We start from the raw sequence: 19,670 nt of genomic DNA on the forward strand, positions 1-19,670 counted from the left end.
CGACTCCTCGGCGATACCGATTCGGTGATCCGGGAGGGGGTTTGCTACTCTTCTCGGGTCGCTGAGCCCCCGTAGCTCAGGGGATAGAGCACCGCCCTCCGGAGGCGGGGGCGCAGGTTCGAATCCTGCCGGGGGCACCAGAAGACGTCGAAGCCCGGGCCGCCGCGCCCGGGCTTTCGCGTCGGCTCAGCCGGCCTCCCGCCGGGCCCGGGCCCGCCGCTTGCCCTCGTGCATGGCCTGCACCCGGGCCACCGGGATGCTCCGCCCCTCGTCGACCAGCTCCGTTGGCAGCGACTGCGGCGCGGGCAGCGCCTCCGCCCACGGATCCCGATCACCGAGCAGCGCGGGCACGGTCCGCACGGTGAAGTCGGCCGGGGTCGCCGACTCCAGGTCGGCCCAGCCGATCGGGTACGACACCGGCGTGCCGGGCCGGATCCGGGGGCTGTACGCGGCCACCACGGTGGCCCCGTACGCCCGGGTGGAGTCGACGAAGACCCGGCCCCCGCGGTCGGCCACGATGAACGCGGTGGTGGCCAGCGCCGGGTCGAGCCGTTCGGCGCGGGCGGCGAGCGCGCGGGTCGCGGCGGCGGCCTCCTCCGCCGTGGTCGCCGGCTCGACCGGTACGATCACGTGCAGGCCCTTCGCCCCGCTGGTCTTGACCGCGCCGGCCAGCCCGGCCTCGGTGAGCGCCTGCCGCACCAGCAGCGCGACCCGCACCACTGCCGTGAACGGGTCGCCCTCCGGCGGGTCCAGGTCGAGCACCAGGTGGGTCGGGTGTTCCGGCCGACCGGCGTGGGCCAGTGGGGCGTGGTATTCCACCGCGCGCTGGTTGGCGAACCAGAGCAGCGTCCGCCGGTCGTCGCAGAGCGCGTACGAGATGCGGCGGTGCGACGCCTCCGCCCAGACCTCGGTGCGGCGCACCCAGTCCGGCGTGTACTTCGGCAGGTTCTTCTGCATGAACGGCTCCTGGCCGGGTCGGACCCGCAGCACCGACAGCGGCCGGTCGCGCAGCTCCGGCAGGATCCGGCCGTGCACCGCGTCGAGGTAGTCGACCAGGTCGCGCTTGGTCGCGCCGGCGGAGTCGAACAGCGGCTGGTCCAGGTTGGTCAGCGCGACCCCGTCGCGGGTCTCGTCAGCGGCGCCCATCCGTTCACCTTCCCGGGCCGGGCCCGGCCCGGCAACCCCGACACGGCGGTCAACGGGGGGTCAGGTTACCCGAGCCCGTCCGGGTGGGGGCGCGACGCACGTCCGGAGCCACGGTGCGGGTCGGCTCCGGTCCGGCTCGGCACCGCTGAGGTCGCAACGGCACGGCACGGCAGGGTCCGGGCACGGGATGGGTCGCCGGGCTGGCCGCACGGCGGCTGATCCATTCATGCCATCAAGTTTGTAGGCGGATGAACACGAGGTCTTCGCCCGACTCAGCAGGCGATCGCCGGACGCACTCCGGCGGTCGGCTGCCACCCGTGGCGCATGATGGTCACCGAGGCTCCCGTCGGGGCCGAGCGGAAGGAGATGCGGTGACGACCCAGGACGACCGGTGCGCGTCCGACCCGGCCGGCCGGACCTCCGGTGGGACGCAGGCGCGGGCCTGCACGGTGCGGGAGGCGCTGGACCGCGTCGGCGGCAAGTGGAGCATCGGCATCCTGATCGCCGCCTCGACCGGTCCGATCCGCTTCACCGAGCTGGAGCGGCGGGTCGAGGGGATCAGCCGGCGGATGCTCACGCTGACCCTGCGCAACCTGGAGCGGGACGGCCTGCTGCTGCGGCACGTGCACGCCACCGTGCCGCCGAGGGTGGAGTACACCGCCACCCCGATGGCCCGGGAGCTGTACGAGTCGCTGGTCGCGCTCACCCACTGGGCCGAGCGGCACAGCGACGCGATCAGCGCGGCCCGGGCGGCGTACGACCGGGAGCACCAGGCGCCTGTGGCGAAGCCCACGCAATCCACCTGACCGATCGGTCAGTTGCTGACCGATCGGTCAGGCATGCTGGAGGGCATGGCGCGCCCAACCCCGGCCACCCACGACGAGCTGCTCACCGCGGCGGCCCGCCGGTTCGCCGTAACCGGTTACAAGGGCACCTCACTGCAGGACATCGCCCGCGAGGTCGGCTGCTCCAAGGCCACCGTGCTCTACCACTTCGCCAGCAAGGACGCCCTGCTCTGCGAGCTGATGGCACCCGCCATCGCGGTGCTGGAGGAGCTCGACGCCCGACTCGCCGACCTCACCGCCGCCGAGGCCCAGCGGGTCGCCGCCGAGGGCTTCGTCGACCTGGCGGTCCGGTTCCGCCGGGAGATCGCGCTGCTCCGGGGCGAGTTTCCCGACCTGCTCCAGCAGCCGGCGTTCGCGCACATCCAACAGATCTCCGAACGGCTGATCGCCGCCTTCGCCGGCTTCTCCGACCGGCCGGCGGCACGCATCGCCGCGCTCGTCGTCCTGGCCGGCATCGCCGAGACCTGCGGCGAGTTCCTGGACATCCCCGACGAGGAGCTGCGACCCGCGCTGCTCGCCGTGGCGCACCGCGCGCTCGAACCCACCACCTGATCCCACTGTCGCAATCCCGAGGACGAAGGAAGGTCCATGGCGACCCTGCTGTACCGGCTCGGCCGGGCATCCCTGCGCCGGCGGCGACTCGTCGCTGTCGTCTGGCTCGTCGTACTCGTCGGTCTCGGTCTGGCCGCGGCCACGCTGCGCGGCCCGACGGCGAGCAACTTCACCATGCCCGGCACCGAGTCGCAGAAGGCGATCGACCTCCTCGCCGACCGGTTCCCGGCGGCCAGCGGCGCCACCGGCACCATCGCCGTCAAGGCGCCGCAGGACGGCGCGCTCACCGCGCCGGCCGGCCAGGCGGTGGTCAAGCAGGTCACCCAGGAGGCGGCCACACTGCCCGGGGTGGTCGGCGCGATCGACCCCTACCAGGCGCAGGCGATCACGCCGGACGGCCGGTACGCGCTGATCCAGGTACAGTTCGCCGGGCGCGCGGACGACGTCACCACCGAACAGCGCGACGCGTACGAGAAGGTCGGTCAGCAGGCCGAGGCGCAGGGCTGGCAGATCGCCCCCGGCGGCGAGGTGCTCAACGGCGAGCCGGAGGTCGGCTCGACCGAGGCGCTGGGCGTACTGGTCGCGGCGATCGTCCTGGTCATCACGTTCGGTTCCCTGGTGGCGGCCGGGATGACCATGCTGAACGCGCTGATCGGCGTCGGCGTCGGCATGGCCGGCCTCTTCGCGCTCAGCGGCGCGGTCGAGCTGACCAGCACCGCGCCGATCCTGGCGCTGATGCTCGGCCTCGCGGTCGGCATCGACTACTCGCTCTTCATCACCTCCCGGCACCGGCAGAACCTGCTCGACGGGCTCTCCCCGGAGGAGGCGGTCGGCCGCGCGGTCGGCACCGCCGGCTCCGCCGTGGTCTTCGCCGGCGCCACCGTGGTGGTGGCGCTGGCCGGCCTGGCCGTGGTGGGCATCCCGTTCCTGACCGTGATGGGCCTGGCCGCCGCCGGCACCGTCACCGTGGCCGTGCTGGTGGCGATCACGCTGGCCCCGGCGCTGCTCGGCTTCGCCGGTCGCAAGGTGCTGCCGCGCAAGCTGCGCAACCGGGAGGCCGTCGCCGACCCGAACACCGGCTCGGAGGACCGCTCCGGCTTCGGGTTCCGCTGGGCGCACTGGGTGACCCGGTTCCGCATCCCGGTGATCCTGGTCGGCCTGCTCGGCCTCGGCCTGCTCGCCATCCCCGCCCAGGACATGCGCCTGGCGCTGCCGGACGCCTCCACCGCGGCCGAGGGCACCCCGGCCCGGGTCAGCAACGACCTGATCCGGGAGGGCTTCGGCCCCGGCTTCACCGGCCGGCTCGCGGTCGTCGTCACCGCCGACTCGCCGCAGGCCACCCAGGCGGCCGTGCCGCAGGTCGCGGCGCTGATCCAGAAGACCGACGGGGTGCTGGCGGTGGCCCCGCCGCAGCTCGACCCGTCCGGCCGCACCGCGCTGCTCGGCGTGATCCCGAAGACCGGGCCGACCGACGAGAAGACCGAGGATCTGGTGCACGACATCCGCCGGCAGGTCGGCGGCATCGGGAACGCCGAGGTGATGCTGACCGGCGTCACCGCGATCGGCATCGACGTCTCGGAGAAGCTCTCCGACGCCCTCCCGATCTATCTGCTGCTGGTGGTGGGCCTGTCCGTGCTGCTGCTGATGCTGGTGTTCCGGTCGATCCTGGTGCCGCTCAAGGCGGCGCTCGGGTTCCTGCTCACCGTGGCGGCCACGTTCGGCATCACGGTCGCGGTGTTCCAGCAGGGCCACCTGGCCGGCCTGCTCGGCGTGGACACGCCGGCGCCGCTGGTCAGCTTCCTGCCGATCCTGCTCATCGGCATCCTGTTCGGCCTGGCCATGGACTACGAGGTCTTCCTGGTCTCGCGGATGCGTGAGGACTTCGTGCACGGCGACACCGCCCGCCAGGCCACCCTCAACGGCATGGGGCACGGCGCCCGGGTGGTCACCGCCGCGGCGCTCATCATGATGTCGGTGTTCGGCGGCTTCGTCTTCCTGGACGACCCGATCATCAAGTCGATGGGCTTCGCGCTCGCGATCGGTGTCGCCATCGACGCGTTCGTGGTCCGGATGACCATCGTCCCGGCGGTGATGTCACTGCTGAACAACGCCGCCTGGTGGCTGCCGCGCTGGCTGAACAAGGCGCTGCCCAACGTGGACGTCGAGGGCGAGGGCCTCCGCGCCCACCTGGCCAACCGCGAGCCCGCCCAGGTGAAGTGAAAGGAGGGGCCCCCTGCTGACGCCTGGCGTACAGCAGGGGGCCCCTTTCAACACCCCACCTCACACACCAGCGGGATACGTCTCCATCTCGCCCGGCGTCACCAACGCCGGCAGCGGGTGCAGGGCGGTCGTCTCGTCGCACCAGATGAACGCGTCGTACCGCTCGCCCAGCCGGGTCGGCACGTAGTTGCCCCAGGACTCGAAGCTCGGGTCGTACACCACGCCGATGGCCCGGTGGTCCGCCTCGCCGGTCACCCAGTCCGGCTCGTCCGGGCCGCCGAAGACCAGCACCGCCCGGTCCGGCATCAGCTCGTGCAGCCGGCGCTCGACCGACCCCTCACGAGCCGGCGGCACCACCATCGTCTCGGCCGGCGAGCCCCAGCGCGGGGCGGCGACCACGGTGCCCCGGTAACTGCCCAGGCCGATCAGTGCCACCGCGTCCCGGCCGTGTCGCTCCCGGCCGAGCTGACCGATGTTCACCATGCCGTCCGCCGCCATCTCGGTGGCCCGCGCGTCGCCGACATGCGTGTTGTGGGCCCACACGATGCCGCGGGCGTCCGGCCCGTAGCGGTCGAGCAGCCGGTCCAGCGTGTCGGCCATGTGGATGTCGCGGACGTTCCACGACTCCGGGCCGCCGCCGACCATGGCCCGGTAGTAGCGCTCCGCGCCGGCCACCACCTCCGCGTTCTGCCACGCCGAGAAGCGGTCCGGGCCGTCCGCGGCGGCCTGTTCCCGGGTACGCGCCAGCAGCCGGACCACCTCCTCCTCGCACCGGGCGGAGACGAACCGGCTGGCCGCCCCGTACTCCTCGATCCGCTTGCCGTACGGCTCGAAGCAGCGGTAGGCCTCCTGGGCCGCCTCCAGCGAGGCCGGGTCCTCCTCGCCCAGATAGTCGAAGATGGCCTGCATCGACTCCCACAGCGAGTAGACGTCGAGGCCGTGGAAGCCGGCGCGTTCGCCCTCGGGCCGCTCCAGGTTCCAGGCTCGCAGCCAGCGGCAGAACCGGGCCACCTCGGCGTTCGCCCACATCCAGGTGGGCCAGCGTTCGAACCGCTCCAACGCGACGATCGGATCGGCCGGTCCACCCGGTGCGCCCACCACCGAACAGTGCACCCGGTCGCAGTCCGGCCAGTCCCCCTCCACCGCGACGAAGTCGAAGCCCTGCTCGGCGATGAGCCGGCGGGTCAACTGCTCCCGCAGCCGGTAGTAGTCGTAGCTGCCGTGCGTCGCCTCGCCGATCATCACGATGCGGGCGTCCCGGACGCGTTCCAGCAGCGGGTCGAAGTCGCTCGGCGCGCCGAGCCGCTGTACCAGCATGGGAGCGGCTACCCGGGGCCCGCCGGGACAAACCGCCGGCCTACCCGCCGGGCCGGGCATGCCCGTCCGCCCAGCGGGTAGGCGCGCGGTATGACCGTCACCGGCGCGCAGTTGCAGGAGTTCCTGGCCGGGCTCGACTACCCGGTCTCCCGGGAGGATCTGGTCCGCTGGGGTCAGGAGAACGGCGCCAGCACCGAGGCGCTCCAGACGCTCCGGACGCTGCCGGCCGAGGAGTTCGACACCCCGGCCGAGCTGGGCGAGGCCCTGGTCACCCTGACCGGCTAGGCGCGGGGTCCGCCCGCGTGCAGCAGCCGGAACAGCACCAGCCACTGCTCGGGCCAGACCAGCCCGACCGGGGTGTCCGGCGCGATCCGGGCGGCGCGCAGCGCGCCGTCGACCCGCCGGCCCGGGTGGGCCGCGCACAGCGAGGCCGCGAGCGAACCGCCGACACCGCCGAAGCCCAGCTCCACCATCCTCCGGTACGCGGGCAGCGCGGCCGGCGCCAGCAGCGGCGCGGTCCGGCGCTCCAGGCGCAGGATGCCGCCGTCCACGGCCGGCACCGGCCGGAACGCCGCCCGGGGCACCCGGCCGGCCAGCCGCCAGTGGTGCTCCGGCCAGGTGAGCACCGTGAGCCGGCTCCACCGGCCGTGGTCGCCGGTGCGTTTGCGGGCGTAGTCCAGCTGGGTGAGCAGTGTCGCCGCGCGCAGCCCGGGCGCGGCCAGGCACCACCGGACCACTGCCGCGGTCAGTGACCAGGGGATGTTGCCGGCCACCGAGAACGGCTCGCCGGGCGGGGACGCGGCCAGGAAGTCGGCCGCCCGCACCTCGACGCCCGGCAGCGGTGCGCAGGCCGCGGTCAGCTCCGGCAGCACGGCCGGGTCGATCTCGTACGCGATCAGCCGGCCGCAGCGCGCGGCGAGCGGCCGGGTCAGCCGGCCGCGTCCGGCGCCCACCTCGATCAGCAGATCGTCCGGTCCGGGTCGGGCGGCCCGGACCATCCGGGCGACGACGGCCGGGTCGGCGAGGAAGTTCTGGGACAGTACGCGACGGGACCGGTCGCGTGCGGTGGGTCGGCGGGGCGCCACGGGTTCGTCCTGTCTGTCGCCGAGGCGGCGACGGGTACGGACCGCTGCGCTGATGTGCCACGCCGGGCGTGCCGGACAGCCGGCCCGACGGGTCGGCGTGGCTCGAAGGTGCGGGCGGTCCGAGCGGATCGGGACTCGGACGACCCTGGAAGGTGGTCGGGACGCGGACAGACCGGACCGACGCGGCCACCTCGGCGAGATGGTGGGGTCGGTGCGTGCCTGAAGCCACCACCTCGGCGAGGTGGCGTGACCGGCGGCGGCTGAGCCTGTTGTGCTCAGCGGCCGGTGGTCAGGTCAGGCGCGGTGGGCGTCCCGGCCGGCCAGGGCCGGGCGCCGGACCCGCGGGCGGGCGACCAGGAGGAGCCCCCGCGCGGCCGGCGCGACGGCCACGTCGATCAGGGCATGCGTGAACATGCCGGCCAGGCTAGCGGCGCGGCGCCCCGCCCGCGACCGGATTTCCTAGAGGTCGACCGTGCGGCCCTGCGTCCGGGCGGTCTCGGCGGCGTCGAGCACCGCCACCACCTCGCGGCCGAACCGGACGTCGCAGCGGTGGTCGCGGGTGCCCGCGTCGACCTCCTCCAGCAGCTGGTCCAGCGCGGCGCCGAACGCCTGGAGCACGCTGCCGTCGCCGGGCGGTGCGCTCTCGACGCCGTTCTCGCCGAAGAAGACGAAGTCCCGGGTGACCGCCTCGGCGGGCGCGTCGAGGGTGAGCGAGAGCGAACTCGTCGCGCCGCCGTCGTGGGTGAGCAGCAGGTGCACCAGGCCGCTCGGCCCGTCCATCGCGGCGACCCGGGTGACCCGGCCGAGCACCGGCAGGATCAGTGACAGCGCGTGCGGGCCGATGTCCCACAGCGCGCCCCGGTCGCGCCGCCACTGCGAGTCGCCGTACGGGTTACCGGGCTGGTAGATGGAGGCGAACATGGTGGCGCGGGCGTGCTGCCAGCCACCGGCCGCCGCGGTCGAGGCGAGGAAGCCGGTGACGTTGGGGTGGAAGCGTTGGGTGAAGAAGACCATCGAGGCCACCCCGGACGCCTGGACCGCGTCGACCACCCGGTCGGCGTCCGCGAGGCCGAGCGCCAGCGGCTTGTCCAGCAGCAGGTGTCGCCCGGCGGTGGCGGCCCGCACGGCGATGTCGGCCTGCACGTCCGGCGGGAGCGCCACGGCGACCGCGTCGGCGGCGGCGAGCAGCGCGTCCACGTCGGTGAAGGCCGGTACGCCGTGCCGGGCGGCCAGCGCCTCCGCCTTCGCCGGGTTCCGCCCCCACACGCCGGCCAGTTGGGCCCGCGGGTGGGCGTCGATGGCCGCGGCGTGCGTCTCCGCCGCCCAGTGACCGGTGCCGAACAACCCGAACCGCACCGCGACTCCCTGCTGTCGTCGTCGGCCCGGCGTACGCCGGGACCGTGATCCACGCTAGTCGTCCGAACCGCCCGGCGCGCCCGGACCCGCGCGGGAAGCCGCTACTACACGGCTTAGTAGGCTGGGCCGGTGAACGACACTGCGTCGATGACCAGCGCGGCGGCGGCCGGGTCGCCGGTGGACGGGTTCCTCGCCACGCTCGCGATCGTGCTCTCGCTGGCGGTCGCGGTCTGGGCCCTGGTGGCGGCGGTACGCCACCGCCCGCCGGACCGGGTCCAGTCCGCCGGGCTGGCCCTGCTGGAGGTGGCGCTGCTGGCGCTGACCGTGGTGGCGCTGGTCGCGCTCGGCGGCGGCGAGCGGCCGGGCGAGCCGGGGGCGTTCTTCGGCTACCTGGTGACGCTCGTGTGCCTGCCGCCGCTGGCCTGGGTGCTGGCCCGGATGGAGCCGACCCGGTGGGGCTCGGCCATCGTCTGCGCGATCTGCCTGGTCACGCCGGTCGTGGTGGTGCGGCTGCAGCAGACCTGGGAGGTCGTCGGTGGCTGAGACGCAGGTGCCGGAGCGCGCCACGAACCGGGGCCCGGGCCGGCTGCTGATCGCGGTCTACATCGTCTTCGCCATCGCCGCGACTTCGCGGGCCGGGTTGCAGATCGCCACGAAGTTCGGCGAGGCGCCGGTGGCGTACCTGCTGTCGGCGCTCGCCGCGCTGATCTACATCGTGGCGGCGGTCGGGCTGGCCCGGGCCGGGCACGCCGGCCGCCGGGTCGCGCTGGTGTGCTGCTCGGTCGAGCTGGCCGGGGTGCTGGCGGTGGGCGTGCTGAGCATCGCCGACCCGGAGCTGTTCCCGGACGAGACGGTCTGGTCCGACTTCGGCGGCGGCTACGGCTACGTCCCGCTGGTGCTGCCGGTGCTCGGCCTCTTCTGGCTCCACCGCACCCGGCGCGACCCCGCCTGAGCGGGGCCGCGCCGGGCAACGGTCAGTCCTTGGGGCCGCCGGCTACGTAGATGACCTGGCCGGAGACGAAGGACGCGCCCTCGCCGGCCAGGAACGAGATGGTGTGCGCGACATCCTCCGGGCGGCCGGTGCGGCGCACCGGGATCTCGGCGGCGGCGTGCTCCTGGAGCGCGGCGAAGTCGACCTTCATCCGGGCCGCCGTGGCCGCGGTCATGTCGGTGACGATGAAGCCCGGCGCGACCGCGTTGACGGTCACCCCGTAGGGGCCGAGTTCGATCGCGAGCGTCTTGGTGAAGCCCTGCAGGCCGGCCTTGGCGGCCGCGTAGTTCGCCTGCCCCCGGTTGCCCAGCGCCGAGGTGCTGGAGAGGTTGACGATCCGGCCCCACTTCCGCTCGACCATGTGCTTCTGCGCGGCCTGGCTGAACAGGAACGCGCCGCGCAGGTGCACGGCCATGACCGTGTCCCAGTCGGCGTCGGCCATCTTGAACAGCAGGTTGTCGCGGAGCACGCCGGCGTTGTTGACCAGCACGGTGGGCGCGCCCAGCTCGGCGGCGACCCGCTCGACGGCGGCCTCCACCTGGGTCCGGTCGGCCACGTCGGCGCCGACGCCGAGCGCCCGGCCACCGGCGGCGGCGATGCCGTCGACGGTCTCCTTGGTGGCCGACTCCTCGATGTCGACCACGGCGACGGCCATGCCGTCGGCCGCCAGCCGGCGGGCGGTGGCCGCGCCGATGCCGCGCGCGGCTCCGGTCACGATGGCGACGCGGGGCTCCTCCGACATGATTACCTCCCGGTAACTTGAGCTGATCGAAGGAGCCTAACCCGCCGTCGCGTCCGTCAGCGGGCCCCTCCCCGGCACAACCGGATCCACCGGTAGCCGTGACCGGCCAGCTTGAGCCGGTCCAGCTTGCCCACGTCCTCGTAGTTGCGGTCGCTGAGCACGTCTGTCGGCATGTCCGCCTCCGGCGCCAGCGTGCTCAGGTCGACCTCGACGTCGGAGGTGCCGAGGTTGTGCAGGAAGACCATGGTCCCGGTTCGCCCGTCGGCGCGGTGCGCCAGCACGCCGACCGGCACCGGCACGTCGATGTGGGTGGTGCTGCCCGAGCCGACCTCCGGGGCCTCCCGCAGGGTACGGATCATCCGCTCGAACCAGCCCAGCAGCGAGCGCGGGTCCTTGCGTTGGGCGGTGACGTTGACCTGCTGGTAGCCGTACTCGCCCTTGTCGATCACCGGGCGGACCAGCTTCTCCGGCTCCGCGGTGGAGAAGCCGGCGTTGTCCTTGTAGGACCACTGCATCGGGGTACGGATCGCGTCGCGCCCGTCCAGCGACAGGTCCTCCCCCATGCCGATCTCCTCGCCGTAGCGCAGCACCGGCGTGCCGCGCAGCGAGAACTGCAACGAGTACGCCAGCTCGATGTGCCGGCGGTCGTTGCCGAGCATCGGGGCGAGCCGGCGGCGGATGCCCCGGCCGTAGAGCTGCATGTTCTCGTCCGGCCCGAACTTCGCCAGCACGTCGTTGCGCTGGTCGGCGGTGAGCCGGGACAGGTCGATCTCGTCGTGGTTGCGCAGGAACGTGGCCCACTGCCCGCCGGTGGGCAGCTTCGGGGTGTCCCGCAGCGCGTCGATGATCGCCTCCGGGTCCTCCCGGGCGAACGCGAGCATCAGCCGGCCGTTGAGCATGAAGTCGAAGAGCATGTGGATCCGGTTGCCGGAGCCGCTGCCGTCGCCGAAGTAGACCGGCAACTGGTCCGGCTCGACGTTCGCCTCGGCCAGCAGGACCGCGTCGCCGCGCCGCCACTGCACGTGCTGGCGCAGGTCGGTGATGAAGTCGAAGTCCTTGGGCGCGTTCGGGTTGCCCGGCTCGGTCTGCTCGATGATGAACGGCACGGCGTCCATCCGGAAGCCGGAGACGCCGAGCTGGAGCCAGAACGAGGTGATCTTCTTGATCTCCGCGCGGACCTTCGGGTTCTCGATGTTCAGGTCCGGCTGGAACTTGTAGAAGCGGTGGTAGAACCAGGCCTTGGCGGTGCGGTCGTAGGTCCAGGTCTCGTGCTGCTCACCGGGGAAGACCATGCCCTGGTGCCGGTCGGCCGGCTCGTGGTCGGCCCAGACGTACCAGTCGCGGTACGGCGAGTCGGGCGAGGAGCGGGCGGACTGGAACCACGGGTGCTGGTCCGAGGTGTGGTTGACGACCAGGTCGATGATCACCCGGATGCCGTGGTTCTGCGCCTGGTGCAGCAGCTCGGCGAAGTCACCGAGGGTCCCGAGCCGCGGGTCGACGTTGTAGAAGTCGGTCGCGTCGTATCCGTCGTCCTTGTTCGGCGAGGGATGGATCGGGTTGAGCCAGAGGCAGGTCACCCCCAGCCGGGCCAGGTAGTCGAGCCGGCTGATCAGCCCCTGGAAGTCACCCACCCCGTCGCCGTCGGAGTCCGCGTACGTGTCGACGTCGAGGCAGTAGACGACCGCCTCCTGATACCACCTGTCACCCATGCGACGACTACTTCTCCGGCCGCGACGTTCGGCAAACCCGGTACGGTGCCCCCATGAGCGCGGACGCTTCGGTCACCGACTGGTCCTGCGGCGCCTGGCTGAACCCGCCCGAGCGGGCCGACGCGGTCGACGGCGCGCTCCTGGTCGAGCCGCGTGGCGGCAGCGACTTCTGGCGGCGCACCAGCTACGGCTTCGTGCACGACGACGGCTCGGCGCTGCTGGCGCCGTTGCCCGTGGACACGGCCGTCGAGGTCTCCTTCCGGCTCGACTACGCCGCCCAGTTCGACCAGGCCGGTGTGCTCGTGCGGGTGGACGAGCGGCGGTGGACCAAGGCCGGCGTCGAGGTCAGCGACGGGTCGCCGCAGGTCGGCGCCGTGGTGACCGACGAGTTCTCCGACTGGTCGGTGGCGCCGGTGCCGGACTGGGCGGGGCGGGAGGTGACGGTCCGGGTGAGCCGGGCCGGGGACGCGTTGACCGTCCGCGCCCGGGTGGACGACGAGCCGTGGCGGCTGGTGCGGGTCGCGCCGCTGGACCCGGCGGCCGAGGCGACGGCCGGGCCGTACTGCTGCTCGCCCAGCCACGGCGGGCTGCTGGTCCGCTTCACCGGTTGGCGGCGGGGGCCGGCGGACGCGGCGCTGCACCCGGAGGGTTAGCCCGGTCACCGGCGGGTGTGAGCCGGGCGGGCCCGGGTACTACCCCCGGATCTCCGGCACCCGTGTGGAAGGACCGCCATGGCCCTGGCCCAAGACGTCGATCCGAACCAGTTCACCGGGCTGACCGGGTGGGTGGCGAGCGTGATCGACTCGCTGGGCGCGGTCGGCGTGGCGCTGCTGGTGGCGCTGGAGAGCATCATCCCGCCGATCCCGAGCGAGATCGTGCTGGCGATGGCGGGCTACCTCTCCGCCGAGGGCCGGTTCAACGTGGTGGTGATCGTGCTGGCCGCGACCGTCGGCTCGCTGCTCGGCGCGCTGGTGCTCTACTGGCTCGGCGCGGCGCTCGGCGAGGACCGGCTCAAGCGGTGGCTGGACCACATCCCGCTGGTCGACCGGGAGGATCTGGAGAAGGCGGACCGCTGGTTCGAGCGGCACGGCCGCTTGGCGGTGCTGATCGGCCGGTTGGTGCCGGTGGTGCGCAGCCTGGTTTCCATCCCGGCCGGCGCGAACCGGATGCCGCTTGGCGAGTTCGTCCTGCTCACCACGCTCGGTAGCGGGGTGTGGAACACGCTGATCGTCGGCGCCGGCTTCCTGCTCGGGTCGCGCTGGGAGAACGTGGACCGCTACAGCCAGTGGTTCAACTACGCGATCTTCGCGGTCTTCGGCGTGATGATCGTGAGCTGGGCGGTGAAGAAGGTACGCCGGCGACGCGCCCGGCAGTCGGTGACCGCCGGGCGCTGACCCCGTCCGCCTAGCGACGGAAGGTGAACCAGTTGACGTTGACGAAGTCGGCCGGCTGGCCGCTGCTGAAGGTGAGATAGACCGTGTGTCGGCCGGTCACCGCGCCGACGTTGCCGGGCACCGAGCGCCAGGTCTGCCAACCGCCGGTGTTGCCGACCGCGAAGCTGCCGATCGGTGTCGCGGTCGGGTTGTCCACCCGCACCTCGACCAGGCCGCTCACCCCGGACGCCGCGCCGGAGGCGACCCGGGCCACGAAGTCGCGCGGCGGCGTCGACCCGAAGTCCACGTTGTCGTAGCGGGCCCAGTCACCGTTGGCCAGCCAGCCGATGTCCTGCCCACCCTCGGCGCACGTCTCCACCTGCACGCCGTTCTGCGCGTTGAACGACTCGGTCTCGATGGTGGCGTACGCGTTGCGCACGCCGCCCGGTGGCGGCGTGGTCGGCGTCGGTGACGGGTTGCCCCCGCCGCCGCGGGAGTAGACCGCCACATAGTCGACGAGCATGGGCCGGCCGGAGACGGTCGACGCGGTAGGCGTGGCCGAGCCGGCCACCCCGTCCGGGAAGCCGCCGCCCATCGCCACGTTGAGCAGCAGGAAGTAGCCGGCGTGGCTGGTCATCTGAGTCCAGTACGGCTCACCCACCTGCCCCTGCGTGACGGTGTGGAACTGCTGGCCGTCGACGTACCAGCGCAGTTGCTGCGGGCTCACCGAGGTGTCCCACTCGAACCGGTAGGTGTGGAACGCCGACTGGCACGTGCTGCCCGGGCAGGCCCGGGACGCGCCGCGGCCGTTGAACTCGTCGCACGGGCCGCCCGGCGCTACGCCGCAGTGCAGCACGCCCCAGACGGAGTTGATCCCGTTGACGTTCTCCATCACGTCGAACTCGCCGATGCCCGGCCAGTTCTGGTAGTTGCCCCGGTAGGGCGAGCCGAGCGCCCAGAACGCCGGCCAGTAGCCGGCCGCCGCGGCGCCGGTCACGTTGGGCATCTGGATCCGACCCTCGATCGCCAGCACGCCGCCGGTCGGCGGCTTGAAGTTGCTGCGTACCGTCTCGATCCGGGCGGAGGTCCAGCGGCCGGCGGAGTCCTTCAACGGGGTGATGCGCAGGTTGCCGCCGCCGTCCTGGGCCAGGTTGGCGGTGCTGGAGGTGTAGGTCTGGATCTCGCCGGTGCCCCAGTTGGCCGGGCCGCCCGGGTAGCTGGTGCCGGTGTCGACGATCCAGTTGGCCGACGAGGGCAGGGTGCCGGCCGCGCCGGTGAAGTCGTCGCTCCACACCAGACTCCACCCGGAGGGCGGGGCCGGGACGGCCGCCTGCGCGGTCATCGATCCGCCGGCGAGCGCGGTGGTGGCGGCCAGCACGGCAGCGGCCAGGCCGAGCCGGCGGCGGGACCGGGACATGGTGGTGGGGGCGGCCGGAGCCGCCGGGATCGGGTTCATTCGGGGTGCCTCTCTGCGGGGACGGGGCGGAGAGCGCTCTCTGAGAGCGATTTCTACGCGCCCGCCCCCGCATTTGTCAACGCTTGTCGATGGCTGCCGGCTGCGGCCGGCGCAGTACACCCTGCTCCAACGCGGTCCACGCGGTGGTGGTGACCAGATAGAGCACCGCCGCGAGCGGCACCACAAGCGCCACCAGCACGGTGCCGAACGGCAACAGCGGCAACAGCCGGCCGAGCACCGCCGCCCCCGGCCCGTCGGCCGGCGCGCCACCGACCGTGCCGGTCGCGGCGGCCAGCCGGCGGGCCCGGCGCGACGACCACCAGGCCAACGCGAGCAGCGCGGCCAGCAGCACCCCGAACACCACCGGCACCGAGCCGGCCAGCCCGTCGCCGAGGCGCCACCCCAGCGGTACGCCGGCAAGCCGCTCCCCCAGCAACTCCGGCGCGCCGTCCCCGGTGGCGAAGACGCGGTACATGACCAGGAAGAACGGCGCCTGCAACAGCGCCGGCAGGCAACCCGCGACCGGGCTCGCCCCGGCCCGCCGGTAGAGCGCGAACAGTTCGCTCTGCAACCGGGTGGGATCGTCGGCGTACCGGCGCCGGAGTTCGCGGACCTCGGGCGCGAGCGCCGCACGACGGCGTTCCCCGCGGACCTGGGCCAGCGTGAGCGGCGAGATCAGCAGCCGGACGCCGGCGGTGAACAGGACGATGGCGGCGGCCGTCGCGGCCCCGCCGGTGAGCGGGACGAGCGCGTCGGCGAGCCAGGTGACGACGGCCGCGGCGGCCGAGGCCGCGGTGTGCAACGGTGCGAAGGCGAGCATGGATAGACCCCTCGGTCCGATTCCGGATGCCCCGGGCGCGCGACGGCGCGGCACGGCGGGACGGATGACGGCGGAATCGGCCGCGAGCCACGTGGACGGACGGACGACGCCCGGCGGCGGCGCCGCCCCTTGATGCCGGACGCGCCGGCGGGCGTCGTCCGGCGCGGAGCGACGGATACCCGCGGAGGCGCCGGCGGGCGTTGTCCGGCGCGGAGCGACGGGTCCCTGCCCGGGGGCATCGGCGACACCGGCGGGACACGCCGGCGGCGGAGGTCCGGTCGGGGCGTGGCTAGACGGCCGAGGGGCGCAGCCCCGGCGCGCGGGGGCGCGGACGGCCCGGCGCGTCCGGATCGACCTGCCGGGGCACCCGGCGGGTCCGGACGCGAGCGCGCAGGGAAGCGGCGTGCCGGGTGCCGGGCGGCGGGGGCACCAGCCGCACCCGCAGCGCCAGCAACGTGGCCAGCAGCAGGGCGGCGGCGACCGCCGCGCCGGCCAGCAGCCCGGCCGGCCGGTCCGCCAACAGGGCGAGCGCGTACGCCCACGTCCCGGTCACCAGCCCCAGCATGCCCACCACACGACCACCCTAGAACGCCGTGTCACGCCCGGCAGCCCCGTGACCGCGAGCCCGGCGAAATGGCGGCATCCACCCCGCCCTGACCTCTCCACCTCGCCGAACTGGCGAAGCGAGCGCCCGCCGGGCAGGCCGGGCCGGGCGGCGGGACGGAACGGGTCAGGAGGACTCGCGGACCAGCGGGAAGGGCAGCGTCTCCCGGATCGAACGGCCGGTCAGCAGCATCACCAGGCGGTCCACGCCGAGCCCCAGGCCACCGGTCGGCGGCATGGCGTACTCCAACGCGGTGAGGAAGTCCTCGTCCAGCTCCATCGCCTCCGGGTCGCCGCCGGCCGCCTGCAACGACTGCGCGGTGAGCCGGCGCCGCTGCTCGGTCGGATCCACCAGCTCGGTGTAGGCCGTGCCCAGCTCCATCCCGTACGTCACCAGGTCCCAGCGCTCGGCCAGCCGCGGGTCCCGCCGGTGCTGGCGGGTCAACGGCGAGACCTCGGTCGGGAAGTCCAGATAGAACGTGGGCGCCTCGGTGCGCGCCTCGACCAACCGCTCGTACAGCTCCAGCAGCACCGCGCCGGCCGCCCAGCGCGGGTCGTACGGCACCCCGGCCGCGTCGCAGTGCTTGCGCAGCACGGCCAGCTCGGTGTCGGCGGTGACCTCCTCGCCCAGCGCGGCCGAGACCGCCTCGTGCACCGTGCGCGCCGGCCACTCCCCGCCCAGGTCGACCAGCTCGCCGCCCGGCCGGCGGGCCACCGGCTCACCGTGCACCGCGGTGGCCGCCGCCACGATCAGCTCCCGGGCCAGCTCGCGCATGTCGTGGTAGTCGGCGTACGCCTGGTAGGCCTCCAGCACGGTGAACTCCGGGTTGTGGGTGGCGTCCACGCCCTCGTTGCGGAACGCCCGGCCCAGCTCGTAGACCCGCTCGATCCCGCCCACGGCGAGCCGCTTCAGATAGAGCTCCGGCGCGATGCGCAGACTCAGCCGCAGGTCGTACGCGTTGATGTGGGTGACGAACGGGCGGGCGTTCGCGCCGCCGTGCACCCGTTGCAGGATCGGCGTCTCCACCTCCAGGAACTCCCGCCCGGCCAGCCCGGCGCGCAGGCTGTGCAGCGTCGCGCCGCGCGCCCGCAGCATCTCCCGGGCACCCGGGTCCAGCGCCAGGTCGAGGTAGCGCTGCCGGACCCGCGCCTCCGGGTCGGCCAGCCCGTGGTGCTTGTCCGGCAGCGGTCGCAGGCACTTGGCGGTCAGGTCCCAGCCGGCCACCCGCACCGACACCTCGCCGCGCCGGGTCGCGTAGACCTCGCCGGTCGCGCCCACGTGGTCCCCGATGTCGATCGTGGACCGCCACCGGTCCAGATCGTGCTCCAGCAGAAGCTGGAGGTCGCCGCTGCCGTCGCGCACGGTGACGAAGAGCAGGCGCCGGTGGTCGCGGACCAGCAGCACCCGACCGGCCACCGCCACCGTCTCGCCGGCGCCGGTGTCCGGGGCCAGCCCGGCGTGCCGCTCCCGCACCGCCGCGCAGCTCGCCGTGCGCGGGTAGCCCACCGGGTAGGGGTCGACGCCCTCGCTCCGCAGCCGGTCGAGCTTCGCCAGGCGTACCCGGATCTGCTCCGGCCGGCGCGCGGCGGGCAGCTCCGGCGGGACGGCCCGGACCGCCGCGGCGGCCGGCGGCACGTAGCCGACCCCGCCGCCGGCCGGCGGCATCCCGTGCAACGGGGTGGGCCGGCCACCGGGCAGCGCCAGGAAACCCTCGGCGGCGGCCGCCGCGAGACCTACCCGGGCCAGCTCCCGGCGCTCGGCGAAGCAGAGGTAACGCGGCGTCCAGTGCGGCTGGTACTTCGCGTTGGAGAGGTAGAGCGACTCCAGCTGCCACCAGCGGGAGAAGAACAGCAGGGTGTGCCGCCAGGCCCGGATGACCGGGCCGGCGCCGATCCGCGCGCCCTGCTCGAACACCGCTCGGAACGCGGCGAAGTTGAGCGACACCCGGTCGACGCCGAGGCGCGGGCCGGCGGCCAGCAACGCGGCCACCATGAACTCGGTGACCCCGTTGTCGGCGGTCCGGTCCCGGCGCATCAGGTCCAGCGACACCCCGCGCGTGCCCCACGGGCTGAACGAGAGCAGCCCGCGTACCCGGCCGGTGCCGTCGCGCGCCTCGACCAGCACGCAGTCGCCGTCGGCCGGGTCGCCGAGGCGGCCCAGCGCCATCGAGAAGCCGCGCTCGTGCCCGGTGTCCCGCCACGAGGTCGCCAGCGCGGCCAGCCGGGCCAGCTCCTCCGGCGGGATCTCGGCGTGCCGACGGACCAGCGCGGTGTAGCCGGCCCGCTCGACCCGGTGCACCGCCTGACGGACCGGCCGCATGTCCCGGCCGTCCAGGTCGAACTCCCGGGTCAGCAGGATCGCCTCGTCGCCGAGCTGGAGCACCTTGAGGCCGTGCCGGCGGTACGCCCGCGCGCCGGCCTCGCTGGCGCCGAGCACCGCGGGCGTCCACGCGTACACCCGGGCGTGTTCCAGCCACGCCTCGATGGCCGGCCCCCACGCCTCCGGGTCGCCCACCGGGTCGCCACTGGCCAGGCTGACGCCGTTGACCACCCGGTAGGTGAGCGCGGCCTTACCACTGGCCGAGAAGACGGCCGCCTTGTCCCGCCGCGTGGCGAAGTAGCCGAGCGAGTCCCGCTCGCCGTGCCGGGCCAGCAGCTCCCGGATCCGTTCCTCCTCACCGGCGTGCAGCACCGCGTTGGCCCGCTGCGAGCGGACCAGGGTGAACAGGGCGGCCAGGAACGCGGTCGCGCCGAACGCGCCGAGCACCAGGTTGACCCAGCCGGGCGCCTGCCCCCGCCGGGTCAGGTCCAGCGTGACGGCCCCACCGAAGACCTTCTCCACCGCGTAGCCCAGCCGGTCCGACCAGGTGTGCAGGCTGCCCGGCTCGACCATGAGCAGCAGATAGCCGAGGCCGACGAAGACGGCGGCCAGACCGGCGAGGACGCCCAGCGCCCGCCAGGTGCTGCCCGGCCGGACCCGGGCGTAGAACTCCCGCCGGGCGGTGCTCAGCAACGCCACCGCGGCGGCGGCGAACGCGATGCCGACCCAGACACCGATGGTCTCCAGGGTGCCGAAGAGCCGCTGACCGGCGGCGTGGTTGAGCTCGTTGGCGCCCACCATCAGCAGCAGCCCACCGGCCGTCAACCCGACCACCAGCGTGAGGCTGAAGTAGACCAGCAGCACCCACCAGGCCAGCCGCTTGCGCCGCCGGGCCGCGGCGGCCAGCACGCCGAGGAACACCGCGTACGCCAGGTTGGCCGGCGCCGGCACCAGCAGCGCGTCGATCGCGGTGCGGACCGGCTGCACGTCGGCGGCCACGGCGCTGCTCAGCGCCGCGAGCGCGCACACCGCCGCGAACACCGCGAGCAGGATCGCGAAGGCGCGCGGGACCTGGGCGCGAACGCCGGTCACCGTCCGCGACGTGCCGTTCGCCGTCACCGCGACCTCCTCCGCC

The 19,670-nt window shown here is 73.8% G+C and carries 17 protein-coding genes, 1 tRNA gene and 1 pseudogene; 9 read left to right on the forward strand and 10 right to left on the reverse strand.

The window, feature by feature from the left end:
• The first annotated feature begins 65 nt into the window (after positions 1-65).
• Positions 66-140, forward strand: a tRNA-Arg gene (locus ACGFI2_RS19660).
• Between the two features lie 46 nt (positions 141-186).
• On the opposite strand, the gene ligD is transcribed toward ACGFI2_RS19660, so the two are convergent.
• Entirely contained in the window at positions 187-1,146 is a 960-nt protein-coding gene (gene ligD, locus ACGFI2_RS19665; RefSeq protein WP_393518858.1) for a non-homologous end-joining DNA ligase, read from the reverse strand.
• 449 nt (positions 1,147-1,595) lie between these two features.
• Between ligD and ACGFI2_RS19670 the strand changes: the two genes are divergently transcribed.
• From ACGFI2_RS19670 to ACGFI2_RS19680, 3 genes are read left to right on the forward strand one after another with little or no spacing between them, the layout of a single operon-like run.
• A complete protein-coding gene (locus ACGFI2_RS19670; RefSeq protein ID WP_393519290.1) occupies positions 1,596-1,952 on the forward strand; it encodes a winged helix-turn-helix transcriptional regulator in 357 nt (118 codons plus the stop codon).
• Between the two features lie 45 nt (positions 1,953-1,997).
• Positions 1,998-2,543 carry a TetR/AcrR family transcriptional regulator gene (locus ACGFI2_RS19675; protein WP_393518861.1) on the forward strand — a complete coding sequence of 182 codons (546 nt, stop codon included), beginning with the start codon at positions 1,998-2,000 and terminating at the stop codon, positions 2,541-2,543.
• 36 nt (positions 2,544-2,579) lie between these two features.
• Complete coding sequence (locus ACGFI2_RS19680) at positions 2,580-4,763, forward strand: MMPL family transporter (protein ID WP_393518863.1); 2,184 nt, start codon at positions 2,580-2,582, stop codon at positions 4,761-4,763.
• Between the two features lie 60 nt (positions 4,764-4,823).
• Here ACGFI2_RS19680 and ACGFI2_RS19685 read toward each other — a convergent pair whose 3' ends face one another.
• Positions 4,824-6,080: an erythromycin esterase family protein gene (locus ACGFI2_RS19685; protein WP_393518866.1), complete on the reverse strand. Its 1,257-nt coding sequence runs from the start codon at positions 6,078-6,080 to the stop codon at positions 4,824-4,826.
• Between the two features lie 90 nt (positions 6,081-6,170).
• Here ACGFI2_RS19685 and ACGFI2_RS19690 point away from each other — a divergent pair, with 90 nt between their 5' ends.
• A complete protein-coding gene (locus tag ACGFI2_RS19690) occupies positions 6,171-6,365 on the forward strand; it encodes a DUF2795 domain-containing protein (RefSeq protein WP_393518869.1) in 195 nt (64 codons plus the stop codon).
• Here the strand turns inward: ACGFI2_RS19690 and erm are convergent.
• Both erm and ACGFI2_RS19700 read right to left on the reverse strand, forming a co-directional pair.
• Positions 6,362-7,165: an ErmE/ErmH/ErmO/ErmR family 23S rRNA (adenine(2058)-N(6))-methyltransferase gene (gene erm, locus ACGFI2_RS19695; RefSeq protein ID WP_393518872.1), complete on the reverse strand. Its 804-nt coding sequence runs from the start codon at positions 7,163-7,165 to the stop codon at positions 6,362-6,364. The two genes, ACGFI2_RS19690 and erm, sit on opposite strands and share 4 nt — an antisense overlap.
• 459 nt (positions 7,166-7,624) lie before the next feature.
• Entirely contained in the window at positions 7,625-8,521 is an 897-nt protein-coding gene (locus tag ACGFI2_RS19700) for a Gfo/Idh/MocA family protein (protein ID WP_393518875.1), read from the reverse strand.
• A gap of 147 nt (positions 8,522-8,668) precedes the next feature.
• Here ACGFI2_RS19700 and ACGFI2_RS19705 point away from each other — a divergent pair, with 147 nt between their 5' ends.
• Positions 8,669-9,064 carry a hypothetical protein gene (locus ACGFI2_RS19705; RefSeq protein WP_393519292.1) on the forward strand — a complete coding sequence of 132 codons (396 nt, stop codon included), beginning with the start codon at positions 8,669-8,671 and terminating at the stop codon, positions 9,062-9,064.
• Positions 9,057-9,523, forward strand: a pseudogene (locus ACGFI2_RS19710) (hypothetical protein). The gene ACGFI2_RS19705 and the pseudogene ACGFI2_RS19710 overlap by 8 nt, the downstream one beginning before the upstream one ends.
• On the opposite strand, the gene fabG reads toward ACGFI2_RS19710, so the two are convergent.
• Positions 9,496-10,254 carry a 3-oxoacyl-ACP reductase FabG gene (gene fabG, locus ACGFI2_RS19715; protein ID WP_393518878.1) on the reverse strand — a complete coding sequence of 253 codons (759 nt, stop codon included), beginning with the start codon at positions 10,252-10,254 and terminating at the stop codon, positions 9,496-9,498. The pseudogene ACGFI2_RS19710 and the gene fabG sit on opposite strands and share 28 nt — an antisense overlap.
• Positions 10,255-10,310: 56 nt before the next feature.
• Complete coding sequence (locus ACGFI2_RS19720) at positions 10,311-11,963, reverse strand: alpha-amylase family protein (RefSeq protein ID WP_393518881.1); 1,653 nt, start codon at positions 11,961-11,963, stop codon at positions 10,311-10,313.
• A 53-nt stretch (positions 11,964-12,016) separates the two neighbouring features.
• Between ACGFI2_RS19720 and ACGFI2_RS19725 the strand changes: the two genes are divergently transcribed.
• Positions 12,017-12,616, forward strand: coding sequence for a DUF1349 domain-containing protein (locus ACGFI2_RS19725; RefSeq protein WP_393518884.1), 600 nt, complete (start codon positions 12,017-12,019; stop codon positions 12,614-12,616).
• A 78-nt stretch (positions 12,617-12,694) separates the two neighbouring features.
• Positions 12,695-13,357, forward strand: coding sequence for a DedA family protein (locus ACGFI2_RS19730; RefSeq protein WP_393518887.1), 663 nt, complete (start codon positions 12,695-12,697; stop codon positions 13,355-13,357).
• A 10-nt stretch (positions 13,358-13,367) separates the two neighbouring features.
• On the opposite strand, the gene ACGFI2_RS19735 is transcribed toward ACGFI2_RS19730, so the two are convergent.
• The 4 genes from ACGFI2_RS19735 to lysX all read right to left on the reverse strand — a co-directional run bounded on the left by ACGFI2_RS19735 (position 13,368) and on the right by lysX (position 19,654).
• On the reverse strand, positions 13,368-14,792 hold the full coding sequence (locus ACGFI2_RS19735; protein ID WP_393518890.1) for a carbohydrate-binding protein: 1,425 nt from the start codon (positions 14,790-14,792) through the stop codon (positions 13,368-13,370).
• Between the two features lie 76 nt (positions 14,793-14,868).
• A complete protein-coding gene (locus ACGFI2_RS19740) occupies positions 14,869-15,612 on the reverse strand; it encodes a YidC/Oxa1 family membrane protein insertase (RefSeq protein WP_393518893.1) in 744 nt (247 codons plus the stop codon).
• A 289-nt stretch (positions 15,613-15,901) separates the two neighbouring features.
• Positions 15,902-16,177: a DUF6412 domain-containing protein gene (locus tag ACGFI2_RS19745; RefSeq protein WP_393519294.1), complete on the reverse strand. Its 276-nt coding sequence runs from the start codon at positions 16,175-16,177 to the stop codon at positions 15,902-15,904.
• A 165-nt stretch (positions 16,178-16,342) separates the two neighbouring features.
• On the reverse strand, positions 16,343-19,654 hold the full coding sequence (gene lysX, locus ACGFI2_RS19750) for a bifunctional lysylphosphatidylglycerol synthetase/lysine--tRNA ligase LysX (protein WP_393518896.1): 3,312 nt from the start codon (positions 19,652-19,654) through the stop codon (positions 16,343-16,345).
• Between the last annotated feature and the right edge of the window lie 16 nt (positions 19,655-19,670).

The sequence above is a fragment of the Micromonospora sp. NPDC049282 genome (assembly GCF_043197045.1).
In the GTDB taxonomy this organism is placed as follows: Bacteria; Actinomycetota; Actinomycetes; order Mycobacteriales; family Micromonosporaceae; genus Micromonospora.